At 65.2% G+C, this 21,637-nt stretch carries 22 protein-coding genes; 9 read left to right on the top strand and 13 right to left on the bottom strand.

What is annotated here, in order from left to right:
- The first annotated feature begins 100 nt into the window (after positions 1–100).
- Entirely contained in the window at positions 101–1,594 is a 1,494-nt protein-coding gene (locus tag JQ586_RS21405) for a sensor domain-containing diguanylate cyclase (RefSeq protein ID WP_212396594.1), read from the top strand.
- A 221-nt stretch (positions 1,595–1,815) separates the two neighbouring features.
- On the top strand, positions 1,816–2,010 hold the full coding sequence (locus tag JQ586_RS21410; RefSeq protein WP_212396595.1) for a hypothetical protein: 195 nt from the start codon (positions 1,816–1,818) through the stop codon (positions 2,008–2,010).
- 33 nt (positions 2,011–2,043) lie between these two features.
- On the opposite strand, the gene galU is transcribed toward JQ586_RS21410, so the two are convergent.
- Both galU and JQ586_RS21420 read right to left on the bottom strand, forming a co-directional pair.
- Positions 2,044–2,919, bottom strand: coding sequence for a UTP--glucose-1-phosphate uridylyltransferase GalU (gene galU, locus JQ586_RS21415; RefSeq protein WP_212396596.1), 876 nt, complete (start codon positions 2,917–2,919; stop codon positions 2,044–2,046).
- 156 nt (positions 2,920–3,075) lie between these two features.
- Entirely contained in the window at positions 3,076–4,374 is a 1,299-nt protein-coding gene (locus JQ586_RS21420; protein WP_212396597.1) for an NADH:flavin oxidoreductase/NADH oxidase family protein, read from the bottom strand.
- Between the two features lie 78 nt (positions 4,375–4,452).
- Here JQ586_RS21420 and JQ586_RS21425 point away from each other — a divergent pair, with 78 nt between their 5' ends.
- The 3 genes from JQ586_RS21425 to JQ586_RS21435 all read left to right on the top strand — a co-directional run bounded on the left by JQ586_RS21425 (position 4,453) and on the right by JQ586_RS21435 (position 8,290).
- Complete coding sequence (locus JQ586_RS21425; RefSeq protein ID WP_212396598.1) at positions 4,453–4,872, top strand: MerR family transcriptional regulator; 420 nt, start codon at positions 4,453–4,455, stop codon at positions 4,870–4,872.
- Positions 4,873–5,024: 152 nt separating this feature from the next.
- Positions 5,025–6,356 carry a lytic murein transglycosylase gene (locus tag JQ586_RS21430; RefSeq protein ID WP_212396694.1) on the top strand — a complete coding sequence of 444 codons (1,332 nt, stop codon included), beginning with the start codon at positions 5,025–5,027 and terminating at the stop codon, positions 6,354–6,356.
- Positions 6,357–6,502: 146 nt separating this feature from the next.
- A complete protein-coding gene (locus JQ586_RS21435) occupies positions 6,503–8,290 on the top strand; it encodes an SGNH family hydrolase (RefSeq protein ID WP_212396599.1) in 1,788 nt (595 codons plus the stop codon).
- Positions 8,291–8,353: 63 nt separating this feature from the next.
- Here the strand turns inward: JQ586_RS21435 and JQ586_RS21440 are convergent, their stop codons facing one another.
- The gene (locus JQ586_RS21440; protein WP_212396600.1) at positions 8,354–8,728 is read right to left on the bottom strand and encodes a CsbD family protein; all 375 of its coding nucleotides are present in this window, start codon (positions 8,726–8,728) and stop codon (positions 8,354–8,356) included.
- A gap of 60 nt (positions 8,729–8,788) precedes the next feature.
- Positions 8,789–9,523 (bottom strand): SDR family NAD(P)-dependent oxidoreductase, encoded by a 735-nt coding sequence (locus JQ586_RS21445; protein ID WP_212396601.1) that lies wholly within the window; start codon positions 9,521–9,523, stop codon positions 8,789–8,791.
- A gap of 207 nt (positions 9,524–9,730) precedes the next feature.
- Between JQ586_RS21445 and JQ586_RS21450 the strand changes: the two genes are divergently transcribed.
- Positions 9,731–10,510, top strand: a complete 780-nt coding sequence (locus JQ586_RS21450; RefSeq protein WP_212396602.1) for an SDR family NAD(P)-dependent oxidoreductase — start codon at positions 9,731–9,733, stop codon at positions 10,508–10,510.
- A gap of 98 nt (positions 10,511–10,608) precedes the next feature.
- Positions 10,609–11,493, top strand: coding sequence for a TauD/TfdA family dioxygenase (locus JQ586_RS21455; protein ID WP_212396603.1), 885 nt, complete (start codon positions 10,609–10,611; stop codon positions 11,491–11,493).
- A 44-nt stretch (positions 11,494–11,537) separates the two neighbouring features.
- On the opposite strand, the gene JQ586_RS21460 is transcribed toward JQ586_RS21455, so the two are convergent.
- Both JQ586_RS21460 and JQ586_RS21465 read right to left on the bottom strand, forming a co-directional pair.
- A complete protein-coding gene (locus JQ586_RS21460; RefSeq protein WP_212396604.1) occupies positions 11,538–12,197 on the bottom strand; it encodes a YqgE/AlgH family protein in 660 nt (219 codons plus the stop codon).
- Positions 12,198–12,254: 57 nt separating this feature from the next.
- A complete protein-coding gene (locus JQ586_RS21465; protein WP_212396702.1) occupies positions 12,255–12,398 on the bottom strand; it encodes a hypothetical protein in 144 nt (47 codons plus the stop codon).
- Between JQ586_RS21465 and JQ586_RS21470 the strand changes: the two genes are divergently transcribed.
- Both JQ586_RS21470 and JQ586_RS21475 read left to right on the top strand, forming a co-directional pair.
- Positions 12,334–13,173 carry a protein-disulfide reductase DsbD domain-containing protein gene (locus tag JQ586_RS21470; RefSeq protein WP_212396605.1) on the top strand — a complete coding sequence of 280 codons (840 nt, stop codon included), beginning with the start codon at positions 12,334–12,336 and terminating at the stop codon, positions 13,171–13,173. The two genes, JQ586_RS21465 and JQ586_RS21470, sit on opposite strands and share 65 nt — an antisense overlap.
- 229 nt (positions 13,174–13,402) lie before the next feature.
- The gene (locus JQ586_RS21475; protein ID WP_212396695.1) at positions 13,403–14,785 is read left to right on the top strand and encodes a lipopolysaccharide biosynthesis protein; all 1,383 of its coding nucleotides are present in this window, start codon (positions 13,403–13,405) and stop codon (positions 14,783–14,785) included.
- A gap of 216 nt (positions 14,786–15,001) precedes the next feature.
- On the opposite strand, the gene JQ586_RS21480 is transcribed toward JQ586_RS21475, so the two are convergent.
- The 7 genes from JQ586_RS21480 to JQ586_RS21510 form a co-directional block, all read right to left on the bottom strand.
- The gene (locus tag JQ586_RS21480) at positions 15,002–15,790 is read right to left on the bottom strand and encodes a 3-hydroxybutyrate dehydrogenase (protein ID WP_212396606.1); all 789 of its coding nucleotides are present in this window, start codon (positions 15,788–15,790) and stop codon (positions 15,002–15,004) included.
- Between the two features lie 12 nt (positions 15,791–15,802).
- Positions 15,803–16,972 carry a DUF3734 domain-containing protein gene (locus JQ586_RS21485; protein ID WP_409334514.1) on the bottom strand — a complete coding sequence of 390 codons (1,170 nt, stop codon included), beginning with the start codon at positions 16,970–16,972 and terminating at the stop codon, positions 15,803–15,805.
- Positions 16,973–17,072: 100 nt separating this feature from the next.
- Positions 17,073–17,570 (bottom strand): CAP domain-containing protein, encoded by a 498-nt coding sequence (locus tag JQ586_RS21490; protein ID WP_212396608.1) that lies wholly within the window; start codon positions 17,568–17,570, stop codon positions 17,073–17,075.
- A gap of 190 nt (positions 17,571–17,760) precedes the next feature.
- On the bottom strand, positions 17,761–18,810 hold the full coding sequence (locus JQ586_RS21495; RefSeq protein ID WP_212396609.1) for a sulfate/molybdate ABC transporter ATP-binding protein: 1,050 nt from the start codon (positions 18,808–18,810) through the stop codon (positions 17,761–17,763).
- Positions 18,800–19,762, bottom strand: coding sequence for a sulfate ABC transporter permease subunit CysW (gene cysW, locus JQ586_RS21500; protein ID WP_212396610.1), 963 nt, complete (start codon positions 19,760–19,762; stop codon positions 18,800–18,802). Before cysW ends, JQ586_RS21495 begins: the two co-directional genes overlap by 11 nt.
- Before the next feature lie 11 nt (positions 19,763–19,773).
- The gene (cysT, locus tag JQ586_RS21505) at positions 19,774–20,580 is read right to left on the bottom strand and encodes a sulfate ABC transporter permease subunit CysT (RefSeq protein ID WP_212396696.1); all 807 of its coding nucleotides are present in this window, start codon (positions 20,578–20,580) and stop codon (positions 19,774–19,776) included.
- Positions 20,581–20,622: 42 nt separating this feature from the next.
- Positions 20,623–21,612: a sulfate ABC transporter substrate-binding protein gene (locus JQ586_RS21510; RefSeq protein ID WP_249147884.1), complete on the bottom strand. Its 990-nt coding sequence runs from the start codon at positions 21,610–21,612 to the stop codon at positions 20,623–20,625.
- Between the last annotated feature and the right edge of the window lie 25 nt (positions 21,613–21,637).

Raw genomic sequence — 21,637 nt, forward strand, 5'->3', positions numbered from 1 at the left:
AAAATCACGGCAACCCCCCGTTAACCCATTCGGCGGCCGCTGTCCTCACTTAAGGCGTCAACAACATTTCCCGATGCATGACAGTGCTTTGGAGCTGGAAATGCCATTTCGACGAGGACGGGACGCACGGCGACGCTGGCGGCTATCGGCAAAGCTGCTGATCGCCTCGTCGGTCGCAACCGTCCTCGGCTTCTCCGCGATCTGCGCCAGCGTCATGCTCGACATGCGCCGCGGCGAGGAAGAACTCGCCCGCCAGACCCTGGAGAACCTGGCCTCGGGCGTCGACGCCGACATCAGCCGCAACATCGAGCTCTACGATCTGTCGCTGCGCGCGGTCGTCAGCAACTTCGTGATGCCGGAGATCGACCATGTCCCCAAGGAGCTGCGCCACCTGATCCTGTTCGATCACGCGGCGACCGCCCAGCATTTCGGCGCGATCCAGGTGTTCGACGCCGGCGGCAACCTGACCGTCGACGCCGCGAGCCTCGATCCGCAGCCGGAGAACCGCGCCGACGAGGATTATTTCACTGTTCACCGCGACCATCCCGACGTCGGACTGTTCATCAGCAAGCCGACGCTCTATCGCGGCGCCTATGCCATCGTGCTGAGTCGGCGCATCACCGGCGACGACGGCCGCTTCCTCGGCGTCGTGGTCGGCTCGATCCGCTTCAGCTATTTCCACGAGCTGTTCGGACGGCTGAACCTTGCGCCCGGCGACACCATCACCGTGCTTCGCCGCGACCGCACCATCATCATGCGGACGCCGTTCGATCTCGACGTCATCGGCAAGAACCTCGCCGAACGGACGGACTGGAATCAGGAGAACCTGAAGGAAGGCAGCGCGTTCGCCGGCAAGGGCCCGGTGGATTCGACGCCGCGGCTCTATGTCAGGCGTGCCGGCAGCAGCCCGCTTTTCGTCGTGGTCGGCAAGCCGCTCGCGAGCATCTTCAGTCTCTGGCGCACCGAGGCGATCCGGATCGGCGCCATCATGGCGGCACTGATCATTTTCGTGATAGGCACCGCGCTGTTCCTAGCCCGCGAGATCGGCCGCCGCGCCGATGCCGAGGACAAGCTCGAGGAGATGGCGACCACTGACGCGCTCACCGGCCTGCGCAACCGGCGCAAGTTCGACGCCGAGATCGAGATCGAGTGGCGCCGCGCGGCGCGGCAGGGGCAGCCCGTGGCGCTGTTGATGATCGATGCCGATCATTTCAAGGCCTACAACGACACCTACGGCCATCAGGCCGGCGACCAGGTGCTGGTCGGGATCGCGATCTGCATCTCGGATTCGGTGCGCCGCGCCGCCGACTGTGCCGCGCGCTTCGGCGGCGAGGAGTTCGCCGTGCTGCTGCCCGGGGCCAATGCGGTCGAGGCCTTCAACGTCGCGGAAGCGATCCGCCTCAAGGTGCTGCAATGGTGCGAGGGCGAGATCCTCACCACCGTAAGCGCCGGCATCGCCAGCATGCGCCCGACCGCCGGCCAATCATGGGCCGACCTCGTCGAGGCGGCCGACAAGGCGCTCTACGCCGCCAAGGCCAACGGCCGCAACCAGTCGGTGCTCGCAAGCGTGCCGAAAATCGCCCTGGTGGCGTGAGGCTGGGCCCTTACGGAGGCCAGGACGGCACCGAGCGCGCGGCGCCATGATGCCAGTGCCATTGCGAACCAACCGGTCGCACGACCGCGCACGGTGACAGGCGCCCGGGCGTGCGGCCGGTGCCATCGGCGTTAACCATCATGGGTTATGGCGGTAGGCGGCCGGCAGGCGTAGGTTGATACTGGTAGGCGCTTATTCATCAAGGGCAGCGAGGTGTCGCCATGCCTCTGTTGGAATTGCCGCACTGGCTGATCATTGCCGGAACCCTTCTCGTCGTGGTTGGGGTCCTCGGGCTGGCCTTTGGGCCAAGGAAGGTCGTCGAGATCGACGAACCCGAGCTGCTGCCCGGAGACCTCGACGCCTGGAAGGCCGAGCAGAACCGATCACCGGAGGAGCACCATCGAAGCGCGGCCTGATCAACGGCGTGGTGCCACGGCCGCTATCCGAATTCACGTCTCCAGATACTTCTTCATCTCGGCAATCAGCCCTTCGCGCAGCTCGGGACGCTTCAGGCCGTAGGCGATGTTGGCGCGGAGGAAGCCGGCTTTCGAGCCGCAATCGTGGCGCTCGCCCTCGAACTCGACGCCGTAGAATTTCTGCGTCCTGGCAAGTCCGATCATCGCATCGGTGAGCTGGATCTCGCCGCCGGCGCCGCGCTCCTGGGTCTCCAGAATCTTGAAGATCTCGGGCTGCAGGATGTAGCGGCCGGTGATCGAGAGGTTGGACGGCGCGGTGCCCTTCGGCGGCTTCTCTACCATGCCGTCGACCTCGAACGTCTTGCCGGTGCGTTTTCCGACGCCGCAGATGCCGTATTGATGGGTGAGATGGTCGGGCACCGCCTCGACCGCAAGCACGTTCGCCTTGTTACCGAGCTGGCTTGCTGCCTCGATCATCTGCTTCAGGCAGCCCGGGGTGTTCAGCACCAGTTCGTCCGGCAGCACCACCGCGAACGGCTCGTTGCCGACGATGTCGCGCGCGCACCACACCGCGTGCCCGAGCCCGAGCGGCGCCTGCTGCCGGGTGAAGCTCATCGCGCCGGCTTCCGGCTGGCTTTGCGCCAGGATGTCCTGCTCGGCCTTCTTGCCGCGTGCGGCGAGCGTGGTGTCGAGCTCGAACATGCGGTCGAAATGGTCCTCGATCACGGCCTTGTTGCGGCCGGTGACGAACACGAAATGCTCGATGCCGGCTTCCCTGGCTTCGTCGACCACATACTGGATCAGGGGCCTGTCGACGATGGTCAGCATCTCCTTCGGCATCGCCTTGGTGGCGGGCAGCACGCGGGTGCCGAGACCGGCGACGGGAAAAACGGCTTTGCGGATTTTCATGGGATGATCGGAAGCCTTGAAACGGATGGGACGGCACGAATGAAACCGTACCTTGGTAACCGTTTTGCAGCCGAGAACAAAGGCGGATGTGTGATCGCAACGGCGCGCCCGATCGGCAACGGCGCGCTTATTTCACAGCCAGTGTTCCGCCCGCTGCTATCGTGACATCCCCGCGACACGCGCGTTTGCCTGCGATGACATCGGCTCTTGCTGAGGGCGGTCAGCGACGGCTGATGATGTCATCCAGCGGCGGTACTTGCGGGTGAGCGACGCGGTGCGAAGCTGCGTGAGCAGCAACGCCCAGAGCGGCGAGATGCCGGGATTCGGCCTGCTGCCCCGGCTCAGCCGCCGCAGCTGGAATTTGACCACGGCCATCATGGCGAGCGAGGCGAGCGGCTTGCTCTTCCAGGTGATCGGTGCGACCTCAGGCCGCGGGTCCTCGCCACGCCGCCAGGCCAGCGGCAGATCCGGCTTGACGGCGAGTGCGGTCCCGATCCCCGCGATCGCAACACCGGAGTCGAGGACCTTTTGCACGATGCCGATGCGACGGATGCCTCCGGTGACCATAACCGGCATCTTCGCAACGGCCGCGATGTCACGCGCGAATTCGAGGAAATAGGCCTCACGCGCCAGCGTGCGACCGTCACGGGCGACGCCTTGCATCGCCGGCGCTTCGTAGCTGCCGCCGGAAAGCTCCACCAGATCGACGGGCAGCCGGTTCAACATCCCCACGACGATTTTCGCATCGGCTGCATCGAAGCCGCCGCGCTGGAAATCCGCCGAGTTCAGCTTGACCGCGACCGAGAAGCCCGGCGACACCGCCGCGCGAACGGCCTTCACCGTCTCGATCAGAATCCGCGCCCGGTTCTCCAGCGACCCGCCATAATCGTCGGTGCGACGATTCGTGAGCGGCGACAGGAACTGGCTGATCAGATAACCATGCGCCGCGTGGATCTGCGCGCCGGAGAAACCCGCCTGCTCTCCGAGCTTCGCCGCATTGGCGAAACGCGTGATGACCTCGTGGATGTCCTGCTCGGTCATCGCCTTCGGTGTCGCAAACAGATTCGAATGCTTGCCGAGGTCGAGCGACACCGCCGACGGCGCCCGGGTTTGCTGGCCCAGGCTCTTCATCATCTGCCGACCCGGATGATTGAGCTGCAACCACATCTGCGCGCCCCTGGCGCGACCGGCACGCGTCCAGTCGCGGAAGGCGTCGAGCCTGCTCCCGTCCTCCAGCACCACTCCGCCGGGACCGGTCATGGCGCGGCGATCGATCATGACATTGCCTGTTATGATCAGGCCCGCGCCGCCATCGGCCCATGCCTGATAGAGCCGAAGAAGCTCCGCCGAGGGCAGATGCTCGGCATCCGCCATGTTCTCTTCCATCGCCGCCTTGGCGATACGGTTGGGAACGACGGTTCCATTGGGCAGAGTGAGCGATTCGAATGGTGACATGGCCGCGCCTTTCAGTTGACACGGGGCACCCTAAGATTAAAGTTAACTTTAAGGTCAAGGATTATTCGGAGCGCCGGCATGAAGATCGGAGAACTGGCAAGAGAGTCCGGCCTGGCGCCGTCGCGCATCCGCTACTACGAGCGGCAGGGCTTGATCGGGGCGATCGACCGGGGCTTGAACGGCTACCGGCAATATGCCCGCGGCACCCGGCAACTCCTGGAAATGATCGTCGTTGCCCAGCAGGCCGGATTTTCACTCGACGAGATCCGCAACCTGCTACCGCCTCATGACCAGGCGGACCGGGGCCGCGACAAGTTGCTGGGCGCCCTCAACCGCAAGGTTGTCGACATCGAAACATTGCAGCAGCGGCTGTCGGCAACGCGTGCCGGCCTCAAGGCAGTCATCGCCCGGATCGAAGCCCTGCCGCCCGGCGGCGACTGCTTTGAAAACGCCGAGGATGTGTTGGCCAGTATGCGCGAGCAGTCCAAAGCCGGCTGATGAGGGCGCCTCCAAAATCCCGCTTTGTTAAGCTGTTGGAAACCGTGACGAGGCCTTCTGAGACGAACGTTCCGAGGCAGGCACACATGCGTTTGATGGCATCAGCGAAGTCCAACCGGGCCGGCGCACTCACTCTCGCGCTGACACTTCTGATGTTCGGCGGCGCCGTTGTCGCGCCGGACAAGGCGCTGGCCCAATCGTCGGGCAACGGGCTGACCAACCTGATCGACAGCCTCTTATCGAAGTCGAGCCCGCCGCCGCAGGCCGCGACCAGCCAGGACGGCGCGCCGCCGCCGTGGAGCGGCGAGGACGGCGCCTCCGGTCATCCGCTGATGACCGCCGCGGCGATCCGCCAGGCCGCCGCCAATTTTCCGAATTGCGTCGCGGGGATGTGGCCGGATGCCGCTCGACGAAACATCAGCCAGCAGAATTTCGAGCGCTTCACCGCGGGCCTCGAGCCCGATCTGCGCATCATGGATCTGCTGGATTCGCAGCCTGAATTCACCAAGGCGATCTGGGACTATCTCGACATCCTGGTGAACGACGACCGGCTGGCCAAGGGCCGCGAGATTCTTGCGAAGTACAAGCCGCAATTCGATGCCACCGAGAAGGCCTATGGTGTCGATCGCTACATCATCGCGGCGATCTGGGGCATCGAGTCGAACTACTCGACACAGATGGGCGACCGCAGCGTGGTGCAGTCGACCGCGACGCTGGCCTGCGTCGGCCGCCGTCAGGCCTATTTCAAGGACGAGTTCCTGTCGGCGCTGGAGATCCTGAACCGCGGCGACCTCACTCCCGAGCAGATGCGCGGCTCCTGGGCCGGCGCATTCGGCCCGACTCAATTCATGCCGACCGCATTCAAGCGCTACGCCGTCGACGGCGATGGCGACGGCCGCCGCGATGTCGTCGACGACGCCGCCGACCTGATCGCCTCGACCGCCAACAATCTCAAGAAGGACGGCTGGCAGAGCGGCGCGAGCTGGGGCTACGAGGTCGTGGTGCCCCAGGGCTTCAACTACATGCTGGCCGACCGCTCCAAGGCGATGCCGCTGTCGCAATGGGAGCATCTGGGACTCAAGCGCCCCACCAACCAGTCGTTCCCGCGCCCCTCGGAGAAGGCCTATCTGCTGGCGCCGGCCGGCGCCGAGGGCCCGGGCTTCCTGATGCTGCAGAACTTCCGGGTGATCATGAAATACAATCCGGCCGAGGCCTATGCACTGGCGATCGGCCATTTCGCGGACCGCCTGCGCGGCGGGCAGCCCTTCGTGCAGCCCTGGCCGCGCCAGGAACGGGTGCTGTCGAAGGCCGAGCGGCTGGAACTCCAACAATTGCTCGCCCAGCGCGGCTTCTACCAGGGCACCCCAGACGGCCAGATCGGCGGTCAGACCCGCGACGCCCTGCGCAGCTTCCAGGCCTCGATCGGCGCGCCCGCCGACGGATTCGCCACCGCCGAGGTGCTGGAACGGCTGAGGGGGCAGTAGGCGGCAACCAAGTAACCCTGACAACCGGTATCTGGCCGGCGCCTTGACGGCAGCCGGGCGAGGCCGATTTATGGTGGAAAAGCTGCCCGCTTGCGGCCCGATTCCGCTACTATGTTGGGCACTTCCGGACCATTGCGACCGCATCCATGCCGAAGCCGAGATCCTTCCTGCACGTGTTCACCGAAGCCGGGCCGCTGGTCACGCTTCTGGTTGCGCTCGCTTTGCTGTTCGGCATTGCCGCGCCGGCCTCGGCGCAGTTCTTCAGCTTCCCGGGCTTCGGCAATTCCCAGCCCCGGCAGGCGCCGCCGCCGCGCGAACGGGGCGGCGGTGGCTGGTTCGGATCCGACTTCTTCCAGCCGTTCCAGCAGCAGCAGCCACAGCAGATCCAGCGGCCACGCGAGGATTTCTCGCGGGCGCCCGCGCCGGCCAAGCGCGAGACCGTGGCCGAGCGCAACGTGCTGGTGCTCGGCGACGCCATGGCCGACTGGCTCGCCTACGGCCTCGAGGATGCCTATTCCGATCAGCCCGACATGGGCGTGATCCGCAAGCACAAGACCGTGTCCGGCCTGATCCGCTACCAGCCCAAGGGCGATCCGGCGGACTGGGCGGCAGCCGCCAAGGGCATCCTCGCGACCGAGAACCCTGACGCGATCGTCGTCATGCTCGGCCTCAACGACCGCATCGCGATGCACGAGCCGGCCGTTGAGAAGAAGACCGACGCCAAGGACGACAAGAAGGACGCCCGCGCCAAACCGGCAAAACCCGGCGAGGCCAAACCTGGCGATGCCAAGACCGACGCCAAGACCGATGCCAAGAGCGATGCCAAGAGCGACACCAAGGCCGGCGACGCCAAGCCCGACGCGGCCGCGAAGACCGACAACAAGCCGGTCGACACCGAACTATCGCCCGACGATGCCGCCGACAGCGACACGCCGCAGCTCGCCGCGCCGGGAAAGACCGCGCGCACGCCGAACGGCGTCTACGAATTCCGCGATGACCGTTGGGTCGAACTCTACAGCAAGAAGATCGAGGAGATGATCAACGTGCTGAAGAGCAAGGGCGTGCCGGTGCTGTGGGTCGGCCTGCCCGCGATCCGCGGTCCGAAGGGCACGTCGGACATGCTGTTCCTCGACGCGCTGTATCGCGACGCCGCCGGCAAGGCCGGTATCACCTATGTCGATGTCTGGGACGGCTTCGTCGACGAGGCCGGCCGCTTCATGGCAAAGGGCCCGGACTTCGAAGGCCAGCCGCGCAAGCTGCGGTCCGATGACGGCGTGTTCTTCACCAAGCCCGGCGCGCGCAAGCTCGCGCATTATGTCGAGCGCGAGGTGACGCGCCTGCTCGCCGCGCGCTCCGGCCCGATCGCACTGCCGAGCGAGCCGGCGACGCCCGAGGTCAGCGCCGAGCCCGGCAAGCCACCGCCGCGTCCGCTCGCCGGACCGATCCTGCCGCTGGTCGCCTCTTCCGTTGGCACCGATCAATTGCTCGGCGGTCCCGGCTCGCGGCCCGCGGCCGTCGACGCGCTCGCCGCGCGCACCCTGGTGAAGGGCGAACCGCTGGCGCCGCCGGCCGGCCGCGCCGATGATTTCGCCTGGCCGCGCCGCGAGATCGGTCGTGAACAGGCCAAGGGCGACGTGCCGGTTGCCGCGACGACGCCGGTCGCGCCGGCAAGCGCGAACCCGCCGCCGACGACCACGGCGATCGCGCCCGACGGCTCGATCATTACGGCTCCGCAAAAGCCTGCGCCGCGGCGGGTGTTCCGCCCGACCCACCAGGCGCAGCCGGTCCAGCCGACGCCGCAACCCTCGCTGCGCGATTTCTTCGGATTCGGCACGCCGCAGCAGCGGCCGCTGGTGACCCAGCCGCCGCGGGCACCGGGACCGCCGCGCCCGCCCGCCAATGTCGGGCGATCGGCGTCGAATGGCGTGCAGTAAGAAGCGGCCTACAGCCCCGTCATTGCGAGCGAAGCGAAGCAATGACAGAGAACAAGTCGGGCCTCAGCCGTAATAGCGCCATCGCGGCGGCGGACGGCGCGGCTGACGCGTCATCAGCAGCGCGAGCGCGAAGCCGATGCCGCCGGCGATCAACAGCGAGCCGAGCGGATTGTCCTGCACCGTCTTAGCCATCGCCCTCTGCCCGCTGCGGATGGTCTCTCCGCGATTCTCATAGGCGTCCTTCGCGTAATTCGCCGCAGTATCGGCCGCGTCTCGCGCGGCATCCTTGGCCTGGCCGTAGAGATCCTGCACGGTGCCGGCGGCCTCGCGCACGCGGCCCGAGGCCTGCGTCTGCGCATCGCCGGTCACATCGCCGACCGCGCCTTCGGCCTTGCCGGCGAACTCCTTCGCCGAGCCATAAATGCGATCCTTGTCCATCGCTTCTGCTCCCTGATCTGACGGGAGGCTAACCTGCAGGAGCGGCGCAAGTTCCTGTGACTACAGGATCAGCCCGCCATCGACGACGATGGTCTGGCCGACGATGTAGGACGCCAGCGGCGAGGCGAGGAACAACGCGGCGCCCGCCATGTCGGCCGGCGTGCCGAGCCGCTTCAGCGGAATGCGCTCGAGCGCGCCTTCAAGACGCTTTGGATTTGCCGTCGTCACCCTGGTCATCTTGGTGTCGACCAGGCCCGGCGCGATCCCGTTGACGCGGATGCCGTTCTCCGCCCAGGCTTCGCCGAGCGTGCGCGTCAGGCCGACTGCGCCGGTCTTCGAGGCGTTGTAGGCCGGATTGCCCATCGTGGAATGATAGGCCGCGGTCGAGCTCACGATGATCAGCGAGCCCTTGGCCGCGCCGAGCATCGCATGGAATTTGGTGGCGCAGGCCATCAGGCTGATCAGATTGACCTCCAGCACCTTGCGGAAGCCGTCCATCTCGAATTCCCCGCGGCGGTAAATCACCGCGCCCTGCGCCAGCACCAGAACGTCGAGCCGATCGAATGACGGCTTGAACGCTTCGATCGCCCGGGGATCGCTGACGTCGAGCTGCGCGTAGGAAAGACCATCGAGATGCGAACCATCCTCGGCGGAATAATCGCTCGCGCCGGCACGCGTGCCGCAAACGGCCACACGCGCCCCCTTGGCGCGGAACGCCTGCGCGATACCATTGCCGATGCCGCTGGAGCCGCCGACCACCAGCACCTGCTTGCCTGCAAAATCGAGCTCGTTCATCGCGCGTCTCCTCGTTGCTGTTTTCTTGGCAGTTTTCTTGGCTGTTTTCTTGATGGAGCATGATCATTCTCGAAAAGCCAGCGCCGAACTTGCGTTCATGCGCTGCGGCCCTGCCTGATCGGGACCACCGGTTTGACGGATCATGAGATCGATGCCAGCCTCGCCGGTCTGACGACACGCCATGCATCTTTTTCCGCGAGGTCCGCCATGTCCGAATTCAAACAGCTCAGCCGTTCGGTGAAGGGCCTCACCGTGCTCGTCACGGGAGCCGCCAGCGGCATGGGCCGCGCCACCGCCCGCGTGTTCGCCGACGAGGGCGCCAACGTCGCGGTCACCGATCTGACGGAAGACGGCACGCACGCCGTGGCGAAGGAGATCGCCGCAAACGGCGGCTCCGCAAGGCCCTGGGTGCTCGACGTCTCCGACCGTGACGCGATCACCAGGGTCGTCAACGAGGTCGCCGCGCATTTCGGCGGGCTCGACATCATCGTCAACAATGCCGGCATCTCGGTGCGCGTGCCGATCGACGATCCGAGTTACGAGGATGCCTGGGCCAAGGGCATTGCGGTGATGCTGACGGCACATCCGCGCATCATCCGCGCCGCGCTGCCCTACCTTCGCAAATCGAAATCGCCGCGCATCGTCAACATCGCCTCGACCGAGGCGCTGGGCGCGACCGCGCTGCACAGCCCCTACTCCGCGGCAAAAGGCGGCGTGACCAGCCTGACGCGCTCGCTCGCCGTCGAGCTCGGCCGCGACGGCATCACCGTGAACTGCATCTGTCCGGGTCCGATCCGCACCGCGATCACCGACCGCATCTCCGAGGAGCACAAGACGATCTACGCCAAGCGGCGCACCGCGCTGGCCCGCTACGGCGATCCCGAGGAGGTCGCGCATATGACGCTCAGCCTGTGCCTGCCGGCCGCATCGTTCCTGACGGGGGCCGTCATTCCGGTGGACGGCGGGTTGATGGCGCGGAATGCCTGATCCGCGCCCGCGCGCGAAGCGTTGACAGGCCGTGCGTCGAGAGTAGCCTTCCCTGCAAATGGAGCGGGAGACACCGCCCGCACTCGGAGAGACACGCCATGACGGTCCTGATCCGGCAGCTTCACAAGCATTTTGTCGGCGAGGTCTCCGGCGTCGACCTGCGCAAGCCGCTGACGAAGCAGGAGGCTGAAGACATCGAGGCCGGCATGGACAAATACGCCGTGCTGGTGTTCCACGGCCAGGACATCACGGACGACCAGCAGCTGGCGTTCGCGCTGAATTTCGGCGAGCGGGAAAAATCCCGCGGCGGCACCGTGACCAGGAAGGAGGACTATCGCCTCTCCTCCGGGCTGAACGATGTTTCCAACCTCGGCAAGGACGGCAAGCCGCTGCCGAAGGACCACCGCACCCATCTGTTCAACCTCGGCAACTGCCTGTGGCATTCCGACAGCTCGTTCCGGCCGATCCCGGCGAAGTTCTCGCTGCTGTCGGCGCGCGTGGTGAACCCGAAGGGCGGCAACACCGAATTCGCCGACATGCGCGCTGCCTATGACGCGCTCGACGACGAGACCAAGGCCGAGATCGAGGACATGATCTGCGAGCACTCGCTGATGTATTCACGCGGCTCGCTCGGCTTCCTCGACTATTCCGACGAGGAGAAGGAGATGTTCAAGCCGGTGCTGCAGCGCCTGGTGCGCACGCATCCGGTACATGGCCGCAAGTCGCTGTATCTGTCGTCGCACGCCGGCGCCATCAGGGGCATGAGCGTGCCTGAGGGCCGGGTGCTGCTGCGCGATCTTACCGAGCACGCCACGCAGGGCGAATTCGTCCACGTGCACAAATGGACGGTGCACGACCTCGTGATGTGGGACAACCGCCAGACCATGCACCGCGTGCGCCGCTACGATCAGTCACAGCCCCGCGACATGCGTCGCGCCACGGTGGCGGGATCGGCACCGACAGTGGCACAGGCGGCGGAGTAGCTCCTCCGCTGTGTCGGGACGACGCGTGAAGAGGGCAGCGTTTGCTACGCGTGGCCGGCTTCGTTCGAGAGCATGCCGGGATCGATGCCGATCTTGCGCAGCGCGCGCGCGTATTTCTCGTCGACGTTGGCGCCGAAGATCAGGTCCGGATCGGCGTCGCAGTGCAGCCAGCCATTGTGCTGGATCTCGTTCTCGAGCTGGCCCGGCGCCCAGCCGGCATAGCCGAGCGCAAGGATCGCGTGCTTGGGGCCGGCGCCCTTGGCAATCGCCTTCAGGATATCGACGGTCGCGGTCAGCGAGATGCCGTCGTCGATGTTGAGCGTCGCGTCCTGGATGTAGAAGTCGCTGGAATGCAGCACGAAGCCGCGGCCGGTGTCGACCGGGCCGCCCTTCATCACCTTCATCATCTCTGCATTCTCGGGCAGCGTGATCTGATCGGCCTTCTGGATGATGTCGAGCTGGACCAGGAGGCCGGGGAAATCGATGCTGCCGGCCGGGCGGTTGACGATGATGCCCATGGCGCCCTCGGAGGAATGGGCGCACATGTAGATCACCGAGCGCTCGAAGCGTGGGTCGCTCATCACGGGCATGGCGATCAGCAACTGGCCGTCGAGATAACCCTCGTCGGCCACATTGTGGCCGATGCCGGCGCTCTTGCCGCGCACCGTCTTGCGTGTCTTGGCTTCCTTGCCTTCAGGGCTCATCCGCAAAGGCCTTTCCTGCTCATCCGGCATCCTGATATTGGGTGGCCCTTCTGTCAATCAAGCTTGCGCGGCATCGCCGCGCTGCATCACAAGCAATTCAATGGTTTGCAACGAAAGTTGCAGGTAAAGACGTCTCATGATCGTCATAGTTCCAATGCGGGCCGCTTTCGGCGCTGCCGCCATTCTGTCTGTCGCATGCATGGTAACGCAGGCTCGTGCCGACGACGCCTCGCCGTGGCAGCAGGATGCGCATTCCGCGGTGCGGTTGCTTGCGGGTTCGCGCAGCGGCGCCGTGCTGCTTGGCGGCATCGCCTTCCAGCTCCAGGACGGATGGAAAACCTATTGGCGGACGCCCGGCGATTCCGGCGTGCCGCCGCGGTTCGATTTCTCCAAATCGGATAATGTCGAAGCGGTGACCGTGATGTGGCCGGCACCGCGGCAATTCGACGACGGCGCCGGCGGAACGTCGCTCGGCTACAAGCACCAGGTGGTGCTGCCGCTGCGCATCGTCGCCAGGAATCCCGACAAGCCGCTGACGCTGCGCGCCGACATCAACTACGCGGTGTGCGAGAAGCTGTGCGTGCCGGTGGAAGCCAAGGCCGAACTCGCCTTTGCCAGCGTCGCCTCGACCGAGGACGGCGCGCTGTCGGAAGCGCTCAATGCGGTGCCGAAACCGGCCAATATCGGCGACCCCAATCCGCTGACGATCCGCGACGTCAAGCGCGAAGGCAAGAACAGCGTGGTGGTCGACGTCACGGCGCCCGAGGCAAAGAACCTCAGCCTTTATGTCGAGGGCCCGACCCCCGACTGGGCGCTCCCGGTGCCGAAGCTGGTCGAGCAATCGCCGTCGGGCGTGAAGCGCTTCTCCTTCGAGCTCGACGGGCTGCCGCCCGGCGCCAACCCGGAAGGCGCGGCGCTGAAGCTGACGCTGGTCGGCGGCGACAAGAGCTACGAATTCAACATCAATTTGAACTGATCCGAAGAGTCATTCCGGGGTGCGCGTGGAACCAGCGAACCTCAGGAGCGCGCGCAATTGCGCTCCGGGGAATCCCGAGGTTCCCCGATGCGCAAAGTGCGCATCCAAGGTCCGGTGCTTCGCACCGCCGCGGAACGACGTGCCGCCGAACCCAATCTTAACGTTTCGTTGATAGCTCAGGCCATTGCCGCCACCTCGCGGCGTTGAGGAATTTTCGGCCTTGTCCGTGATGGAGACCCGATCCGAAGCCGCCGCGTCGTCAGGCCCGTACGCACGCCTGCGCGGCCTCCTTGCGCGCCTCACGGGCGGCACCCACGAGGCTTCCGTCACCAAGCGGCTCGCCGGCACCATCTTCATCATCCGAGTGATCAGCGCGGCGATGGCCTATCTGGCTCAGATCCTGCTGGCACGATGGATGACCGGTTCCGACTACGGCATCTACGTCTATGTCTGGACCTGGGTGCTGCTGCTTGGCGCGACCATGGACTTCGGCATGGCGTCGTCGGCGCAGAAGATCATTCCGGAATACCGCACCCGCGGCGACCACGCCCGGCTGCGCGGCTTCCTCGCCGGCAGCCGCTGGCTGGTGCTGGCAACCTCGACCGCAGTCGCCCTGCTGCTCGCGGGCCTGATCCACCTGCTGTCGCCCTGGATCGATCCGAACGCAATCCTGCCGCTCTATGTCGGCTGCCTGGCCTTGCCGCCCTTCGTGGTCGCCAACACGCAGGACGGCATCGCGCGTTCGCATGACTGGATGCGGCTCGCGCTGATGCCGCAATTCATCATCCGGCAGACGCTGATCATCGGGCTCACCGCCGGTGCGCTCATGCTCGGCATCGGACTCAGCGCGACCGTCGCGTTGCTGGCGAGCGCCGCGGCGGTTTTGATCGCGGTGATCGGCCAGACCATCGTGATAAATCGCCGCCTCGCCGACCATGTCGGCCCCGGCGAGAAGGCCTATGACGTCGGCGGCTGGCTCGCGATCTCGCTGCCGATCATGCTGGTCGAGAGCTTCTATCAGCTGCTTTCCTACACCGACGTGCTGATGCTGCAGCAGTTCCGCTCCTCCGAGGAGGTCGGCGTCTACTTCGCCGTGGTCAAGACGCTCGCACTGGTCTCCTTCATCCATTACGCGATGGCGGCGACGACGGCGCATCGCTTCGCCGAATACAACGCGATCGGCGACAAGGACCGGCTATCGGCCTATGTCGCGCATGCGATCAAGTGGACGTTCTGGCCGTCGCTCGCAGCGACAGTGACGCTGCTCGCGTTCGGCAAGCCGCTGCTCTGGCTGTTCGGGCCGAGCTTCGTCGGCGGCTACGAGATCATGTTCGTCGCCGCGACCGGGCTCGTCGTGCGCTCCGCGATCGGACCGGTGGAGCGGCTGCTCAACATGCTCGGCCACCAGCGCATCTGCGCAACCGCCTATGCGGTGTCGTTCGTGATGAACGTCGGGCTCTGCATCGCGCTGGTGCCGCGCTACGGCGGCATGGGCGCGGCGGCCGCGACCTCGCTATCGCTGACCTTCGAGACCATCCTCTTGTTTTATGTCGTCCGCTCTCGCCTCGGCTTGCACGTGCTGGCGTTCGGGAAAGCCCGGCCGGCGCGATAGATTTTTCGTCGGGCCCCGCCTGTAATCTGCTATATGACCGCAGCCGAATTGAAAAACTTGCTTGATCGCGTCAAATCCTGGCCCGAGTCGGCTCAGGACGAACTCATCTGATCACGGCTGACCAAACCGGTTTCCCGATATCAAGCAAAAGCCGGCCCTGATCCAATCAGGGCCGGCTCCTTGCACCTTAAAATCCAGCGCCAGCGTGGGCCGGCGTTACTCCGCCGTCCAGCCGCCGTCGATCGAGAGGTTGGCGCCGGTGATCTGCGCGGCATCGTCGCCGCACAGGAACAGCGCGAGCGCTGCGACCTGCTCCGAGGTCACGAACTCCTTGGTCGGCTGCGCGGCGAGCAGCACGTCCTTGATGACCTGCTCCTTGGTCAGGTTGCGCGCCTTCATGGTCTCCGGAATCTGGTGCTCGACCAGCGGCGTCCAGACGTAGCCCGGGCTGATGCAGTTGACGGTGATCTTGTGCTGCGCAAGCTCGAGGGCTGCAGTCTTGGTCAGGCCGGCGATGCCGTGCTTGGCCGAGACATAGGCCGATTTGAACGGCGAGGCCACCAGCGAATGGGCGGAGGCGGTGTTGATGATGCGGCCCCAGCCGCGCTTCTTCATGCCCGGCACGGCGGCGCGGATTCCGTAGAAGGCGGAGGACAGGTTGATCGCGATGATCGCTTCCCACTTCTCCGGCGGAAACTCCTCGATCGGCGAGACGAACTGGATGCCGGCATTGTTGACGAGGATGTCGACCGAACCGAAGGTCTTCTCGCCGAGCGCGATCATGTCGGCGATCTCCGCCGGCTTGGTCATGTCGGCCGGCGAATAGGCGGCCTTGACCTTGAAGTCGGTCTCGATGCCGGAGCGCTCCTTCTCGATGTCGGCCGGCACACCCATGCCGTTGAGGACGACATTGGCGCCGGCGCCGGCGAAGGCCCGCGCATACGCCAATCCGATGCCGCTGGTCGAGCCGGTCACAACGGCGGTCTTGCCTGTCAAGGTACCCATTCTGCTTCGCTCCTATTTGCTTTCGGGGGGCTTGGGTTCGTCCCCCGTGAGATCGTAGGTCACCATGGTTTCCCCGGACTGCGGCCGTTCTAGCCACTCTTTGTGACGCATCGACAAATGTACGTCGCGCACTCCGGCGCCCCAATGCTCGACCATCGCAACGTGGGAGAAGTCGTAGTCCTTGGAATTGGTCTCGTAGTTCTTGCTCTTGTAGATCAGGTGCACGACCGTGACTGTGTTCTCCTTCGAGGCCTTGCGCAGCCACTCGACCGAAGGATCGTTCTTCAGATAGTCCGGCAGCTTGCTGATCAGGTCGCGCACCGCCATGCGGGCATTGTGGATCTGCTTGTTCTTGTCGGTGTTCATCCGCGTCCGGCTGGAGAACCGGATGTCCTTTTCGCGCTCGGCGGCCTCAAGCAGCGTCTCGGGCAGCGGCCCACGCGCGCTGAACAGGTCGACCTGGAAGATCAGGAGGTCACGGCTCTCCTCCTCGTCGAGCACGAAATCGAGCGGCGTGTTGGAGGCGATGCCGCCGTCCCAGTAATGCTCGCCTTCGATGACGACGGCCGGAAAGCCCGGCGGCAGCGCGCCCGAAGCCATGATGTGCTCGGGGCCGATCTGCTTGCCGAGCTTCTTGAACTCGTAATTGTCGAAATAGCGGAAATTGCCGGAGGTGACGCCGACCGCGCCGACCGACAGCCGCGTCTTGAGGTCGTTGATGCGATCGAAGTCGACCAGACGCTCCAGCGTCTTCTTCAGCGGCGCGGTGTCGTAATAGCTCAGTGATTGCGAGCTGCCCGGCGGCCACAGCGGCGCCGGCGGCATTCGCGGCACGAAGAAACCGGGGACACCGAAGGTCGCGATGATCGCGGCACTGGTTTCGTTGAACAGCGAGCGGGCGCGCTCGTGCTTGGACAGCGGATTCCAGGGCACGGGGGACGACACCATCTCCCAGAATTCCTTCAACCGCGGCACGCGCTTGTCCGGCTCGTTGCCGGCGATGATCGCGGCATTGATGGCGCCGATCGAGATGCCGGCGATCCATTCCGGCTCGAAACCGGCATGACAGAGCGCCTGGAAGGCGCCGGCCTGGTAGGAGCCGAGGGCGCCGCCGCCCTGAAGGACCAACACGCGATGCGCTCGCGTCGGCGCAGAGGCTGGTGCGGAATCCGACATGTCCATACCGCTTCGTCAGGAAACAAGTTGCAGCGCAGCGTGGCGGCTGTTTTCCGCGGCGTCAATCAGCGAGATATGTGACCGGATCACGCTGATTTTATCGAAATCAGGTGGCCGCCAGGATGAGCGTCCAGAACACCTTGTATTTGGTATTCGGAGCGTAGACGGCTGCGATGCCCATTTTTGTGACACCGCTTTTCAGCATGTTAGCCTTGTGCGGCGGCGAATCGCGCCAGCCGGAGAACGCTTCCGCCAGCGTGTGATAGCCGGCGGAGATGTTCTCGACCGCGACCGTCGCGGGATAGCCTCCGGCCTCCAGCCGCTTGCCGAGCGGGGCCTTGACATCATGGTCCATCTTGTTGCGGGCGGCCATCGCCTCGGACTGCTGGTCGGCAAGCTTCATCAGATCCGGATCGACCACCACGGCGCCGAGCCCGTTGTTCTGGCGATATTGCGAGAACAGGATCGCGGCCGCCTGGCTGTCCAGCACCGCGCCGGGTTGAGCCATGTTCAGATACATGGCCGGCTCTTCCGGGATTTTGGTGTCGGCGGCGCAGCCGGCAAGCACCAGAAGCCCGAACAGGGCAACCGTCGTCCGTTTCACGTGAGAGAACCCCCAAGGTTGGCCCGCCTTGTTGCATACCAACCGTGGCTGAATGGTGAACGGGGGCTAACTTTTGGCGGTCAAAAGCCGTCATTGCCGTCATTCCGGGATGATACGGCAGCATCGAACCCGGAATCTCGAGATTGCGGGTCTCGTGCTACCGCACGATCCCGGAATGACGACTGCGTCGTCAATCCTGCGCGGCAAAGATCCGGTAGCGGCGGGGTTGCAGGGAGATGATCTCGCCGGCCTGGAGTTCGCGGTCGCGCGGGGCATCGATCTCGATCACCGTCCGGCCCTCGTTCCCCGACAATGCGACCTCGGCGCGCTGGATCGGACCGAACGAGCGGACATGCCTGATGGCGCCTTCGAACGGGCCGGCACCAGCCGGCGCAATCGCCATGTCATGGCGGCGGACGAACAATCGCGCCGCACCCGGCGCCGCACCCTGGGCCGCGATATCGAGCGGGCGGCCATCGAGCCGCACACCATCGCCGGAGACATCGACCGGCAGCACGATCGATTCCCCGATGAAGCCGTGCACGAAGGCCGTCGCCGGATTGTCATAGACCTCGCCGGGCGTGCCGATCTGCTCGATCCGGCCCTTGTCCATCACGACCACACGGTTGGCGACCTCGAGCGCCTCCTCCTGGTCATGGGTGACGAAGATCGAGGTGACGTGGATCTCGTTGTGCAGCGAGCGCAGCCATTGCCGGAGCTCCTTGCGCACCTTGGCATCGAGGGCGCCGAAAGGCTCGTCGAGCAGCAGGATGCGCGGCTCGATCGCGAGCGCCCGGGCCAGCGCGATGCGCTGGCGCTGGCCTCCGGACAATTGACTCGGATAGCGGTTGGCGAGCCAATCGAGCTGGACCAGATCGAGCAGCCCCTTGACGCGGGCGCGGATCGTCGCCTCGTCCTTGCGGATCGCGCGCGGCTGGACGCGCAGGCCAAAGGCGACGTTCTCGAACACCGTCATGTGGCGGAACAGGGCGTAATGCTGGAACACGAAGCCGACCTGGCGCTCGCTGGCGCCGCGACTGAGCGCGTTCTCGCCGTCGATCGCGACCTCGCCGGAATCGGGCCAGTCGAGACCCGCGATGATCCGCAGCAGCGTCGTCTTGCCGGAGCCGGACGGACCGAGCAGCGCCAGCAGCTCGCCATCGGCGACCTTGAGATCGACATTGTCGAGCGCGGCAAAGCTGCCGAACTTCTTCACGATGTTCCTGACTTCAATCGCCATCGACAGCCTCGCCTTCGTCCAGACGCCGCTCCAGGATGGTTTTCACCACCAGCGTGATCAGCGCCAGCATGGCCAGCAGCGACGCGATCGCGAACGACGATACGAATTGATATTCGTTGTAGAGAATCTCGACCAGGAGCGGCATCGTGTTGGTCTCGCCGCGGATGTGGCCGGAAACGACGGACACTGCGCCGAACTCGCCCATTGCGCGCGCATTGCACAGCAGCACGCCGTAGAGCAGGCCCCATTTGATGTTGGGCAGCGTGACGCGGAAGAAGGTCTGCAGGCCGGATGCGCCGAGCGAGATCGCCGCCTCCTCCTCCTGCGTGCCCTGCTCCTGCATCAGCGGGATCAGCGCACGCGCCACGAACGGAAAGGTGACGAACACGGTCGCGAGCGCAATGCCCGGCACCGCGAACAGTATCTGGACATTGTGTGACTGCAACCACGGGCCGAAATAACCCTGGGCGCCGAACAACAGCACGAAGACGAGACCCGAGATCACCGGGCTCACCGAGAACGGCAGGTCGATCAGCGTGACCAGCAAGGTCTTGCCGGCGAAGTCGAACTTCGAGATCGCCCAGGCCGCGATGACGCCGAACACGAGGTTGAGCGTGACCGAGATCGCCGCGACCAGCAGCGTCAGCCGGATCGCGGAAAGCGCTTCCGGCTCGGCCAGCGCGGCGAGATAGGCGCCGACGCCTTTCGAGAAGGCTGAGGCGAATACGACCACCAGCGGCAGCACGACGAAGACGCTGAGGAAGGCCACCGCCAGCGTGATGATGATGAACCGCACCGGTCCCGGCTCGGTGCGCAGATTGCGCTGCGCCGCGACCGGCCGTGACGGTGCGGTCTCGACGCGCGGCGCCGGTGACGCGACGCTGACATCGGTCTCGGGCGCATAGCTGCGCAGTTGCTTGGGCGAGGTCACCACTCCCGTCTGCATCGACATTCTGGCTGCCCTCAATGCACGGGACTGCGCGCCTGCGCCCAGTGCTGCAGACGATTGATCAGGAAGATGATCAGGAACGAGGCCACCAGCATCACCACCGCGATCGCGGTGGCGTCGGCATAGCGGAACTCGGACAGCCGGATCACGATCAAGAGCGGCGCGATCTCGGAGACGTTGGGCAGGTTGCCCGCGATGAAGATCACCGAGCCGTATTCGCCGATGGCGCGGGCGAAGGCGAGCGCAAAGCCGGTCAGCAGCGCCGGGATCAGGCTCGGCAGGATGACGCGGAACACGGTGTGCCAGCGAGTGGCGCCGAGGCTCGCGGCAGCCTCCTCGATCTCGGGATCGAGGTCGATCAGCACCGGCTGCACGGTGCGAACCACGAAGGGAATGCCGATGAAGATCATCGCGACGAAGATGCCGATCGGAGTGAACGCGACCTTGATGCCGAGTTCGGCGAGCGGCGCGCCGAGCCAGCCCTTCTGCGCAAACAGCTGCGTCAGCGCGACACCGGCGACCGCAGTCGGCAGCGCAAAGGGAATATCGACGATGGCGTCGAACAGCCGGCGGCCTGGAAAACGATACCGTACCAGGGCCCAGACGATGATGGTGCCCATCACCAGATTGACGCAGGCTGCCGCAAAGGAAAGCCCAAACGAGACCTTCAGCGCGCTCAGGGTGCGGCGGCTGGTGATGACACCCCAGAACTGGTCGAGGCTGAGCTCGAACGTCTTGAGGAACAGACCGGCGAGCGGAAGCAGGATGATGACGGAGAGCCAGGTCAGGGTCAGTCCCATGGTGAGACCGAACCCCGGCAGGGTGCTGCGTCGTGCGACCGCTGTGCTCACAAATCCCCCTGATCAGTTCTTGTAGATCTGATCGAAGATGCCGCCCTCGGCGAAGTGATCCTTCTGCGCCTTGGTCCAGCCGCCGAAAACGTCGTCGATGGTGAAAAGTTCGACCCTGGCGAAGGATTTTTCGTATTCCTTGGCAATCTCGGGATCACGCGGGCGGTAGGAATTGCGCGCGGCGATCTCCTGGCCTTCCCTCGAGTACCAGTACTTCAGATACGCCTCGGCAACGGCGCGGGTACCCTTCCTGTCGGCCACCTTGTCGACCACGGCGACCGGCGGCTCGGCGAGGATCGACTGTGGCGGCGCCACGATCTCGAACTTGTCCTGGCCGAATTCACGAAGCGCGAGGAAGGCTTCGTTCTCCCACGCCAGCAGCACGTCGCCGACGCCGCGCTCGACGAAGGTCACGGTCGAACCGCGCGCGCCGGTATCGAGCACCGGCACGTTCTGATAGAGATCTGCGACGAACTTCTTCGCCTTGTCGGCCGAGCCATATTTCTTCTGCGCATAGCCCCAGGCGGCCAGATAATTCCAGCGCGCACCGCCGGAGGTCTTCGGGTTCGGCGTGATGACGCTGACGCCCGGCTTGATCAGATCGTCCCAATCCTTGATGCCCTTGGGATTGCCCTTGCGCACCAGGAACACGATGGTCGAGGTGTAGGGCGAGGCGTTGAGCGGCAGCCGCTTCTGCCAGTCGGCCGCGGCAAGGCCCTTGGCCGCGATCGCATCGATGTCATAGGCGAGCGCGAGCGTGACGATGTCGGCCTGCAATCCGTCGATCACCGCACGGGCCTGCGAGCCCGAACCGCCGTGCGATTGCTTGATCTCGACGCTCTTGCCGGTCTCCTTCTGGTAGGCCGCTGCGAATGCCTTGTTGAAATCGACATAGAGCTCGCGCGTCGGATCGTAGGAGACGTTGAGCAGCGAATAGTCGGCAGCGAAGGCCGAGCCTGCCCACAACAGTCCTGCGACGAGCGGCAGGATACGACGGACCATTTCCTTCTCCATTCGACCTGAGCGA

This window comes from Bradyrhizobium jicamae (genome assembly GCF_018130215.1).
GTDB lineage: Bacteria > Pseudomonadota > Alphaproteobacteria > Rhizobiales > Xanthobacteraceae > Bradyrhizobium > Bradyrhizobium jicamae_A.

Excerpts from the sequence above, each read along its gene's own strand:
- JQ586_RS21405 (WP_212396594.1), top strand. The coding sequence starts at position 101 with ATGCCATTTCGACGAGGACGGGACGCACGGCGACGCTGGCGGCTATCG.
- JQ586_RS21410 (WP_212396595.1), top strand. The coding sequence starts at position 1,816 with ATGCCTCTGTTGGAATTGCCGCACTGGCTGATCATTGCCGGAACCCTT.
- galU (WP_212396596.1), bottom strand. The coding sequence starts at position 2,919 with ATGAAAATCCGCAAAGCCGTTTTTCCCGTCGCCGGTCTCGGCACCCGC.
- JQ586_RS21420 (WP_212396597.1), bottom strand. The coding sequence starts at position 4,374 with ATGTCACCATTCGAATCGCTCACTCTGCCCAATGGAACCGTCGTTCCC.
- JQ586_RS21425 (WP_212396598.1), top strand. The coding sequence starts at position 4,453 with ATGAAGATCGGAGAACTGGCAAGAGAGTCCGGCCTGGCGCCGTCGCGC.
- JQ586_RS21430 (WP_212396694.1), top strand. The coding sequence starts at position 5,025 with ATGTTCGGCGGCGCCGTTGTCGCGCCGGACAAGGCGCTGGCCCAATCG.
- JQ586_RS21435 (WP_212396599.1), top strand. The coding sequence starts at position 6,503 with ATGCCGAAGCCGAGATCCTTCCTGCACGTGTTCACCGAAGCCGGGCCG.
- JQ586_RS21440 (WP_212396600.1), bottom strand. The coding sequence starts at position 8,728 with ATGGACAAGGATCGCATTTATGGCTCGGCGAAGGAGTTCGCCGGCAAG.
- JQ586_RS21445 (WP_212396601.1), bottom strand. The coding sequence starts at position 9,523 with ATGAACGAGCTCGATTTTGCAGGCAAGCAGGTGCTGGTGGTCGGCGGC.
- JQ586_RS21450 (WP_212396602.1), top strand. The coding sequence starts at position 9,731 with ATGTCCGAATTCAAACAGCTCAGCCGTTCGGTGAAGGGCCTCACCGTG.
- JQ586_RS21455 (WP_212396603.1), top strand. The coding sequence starts at position 10,609 with ATGACGGTCCTGATCCGGCAGCTTCACAAGCATTTTGTCGGCGAGGTC.
- JQ586_RS21460 (WP_212396604.1), bottom strand. The coding sequence starts at position 12,197 with ATGAGCCCTGAAGGCAAGGAAGCCAAGACACGCAAGACGGTGCGCGGC.
- JQ586_RS21470 (WP_212396605.1), top strand. The coding sequence starts at position 12,334 with ATGATCGTCATAGTTCCAATGCGGGCCGCTTTCGGCGCTGCCGCCATT.
- JQ586_RS21465 (WP_212396702.1), bottom strand. The coding sequence starts at position 12,398 with ATGCATGCGACAGACAGAATGGCGGCAGCGCCGAAAGCGGCCCGCATT.
- JQ586_RS21475 (WP_212396695.1), top strand. The coding sequence starts at position 13,403 with ATGGAGACCCGATCCGAAGCCGCCGCGTCGTCAGGCCCGTACGCACGC.
- JQ586_RS21480 (WP_212396606.1), bottom strand. The coding sequence starts at position 15,790 with ATGGGTACCTTGACAGGCAAGACCGCCGTTGTGACCGGCTCGACCAGC.
- JQ586_RS21485 (WP_409334514.1), bottom strand. The coding sequence starts at position 16,972 with ATGGACATGTCGGATTCCGCACCAGCCTCTGCGCCGACGCGAGCGCAT.
- JQ586_RS21495 (WP_212396609.1), bottom strand. The coding sequence starts at position 18,810 with ATGGCGATTGAAGTCAGGAACATCGTGAAGAAGTTCGGCAGCTTTGCC.
- cysW (WP_212396610.1), bottom strand. The coding sequence starts at position 19,762 with ATGTCGATGCAGACGGGAGTGGTGACCTCGCCCAAGCAACTGCGCAGC.
- JQ586_RS21510 (WP_249147884.1), bottom strand. The coding sequence starts at position 21,612 with ATGGTCCGTCGTATCCTGCCGCTCGTCGCAGGACTGTTGTGGGCAGGC.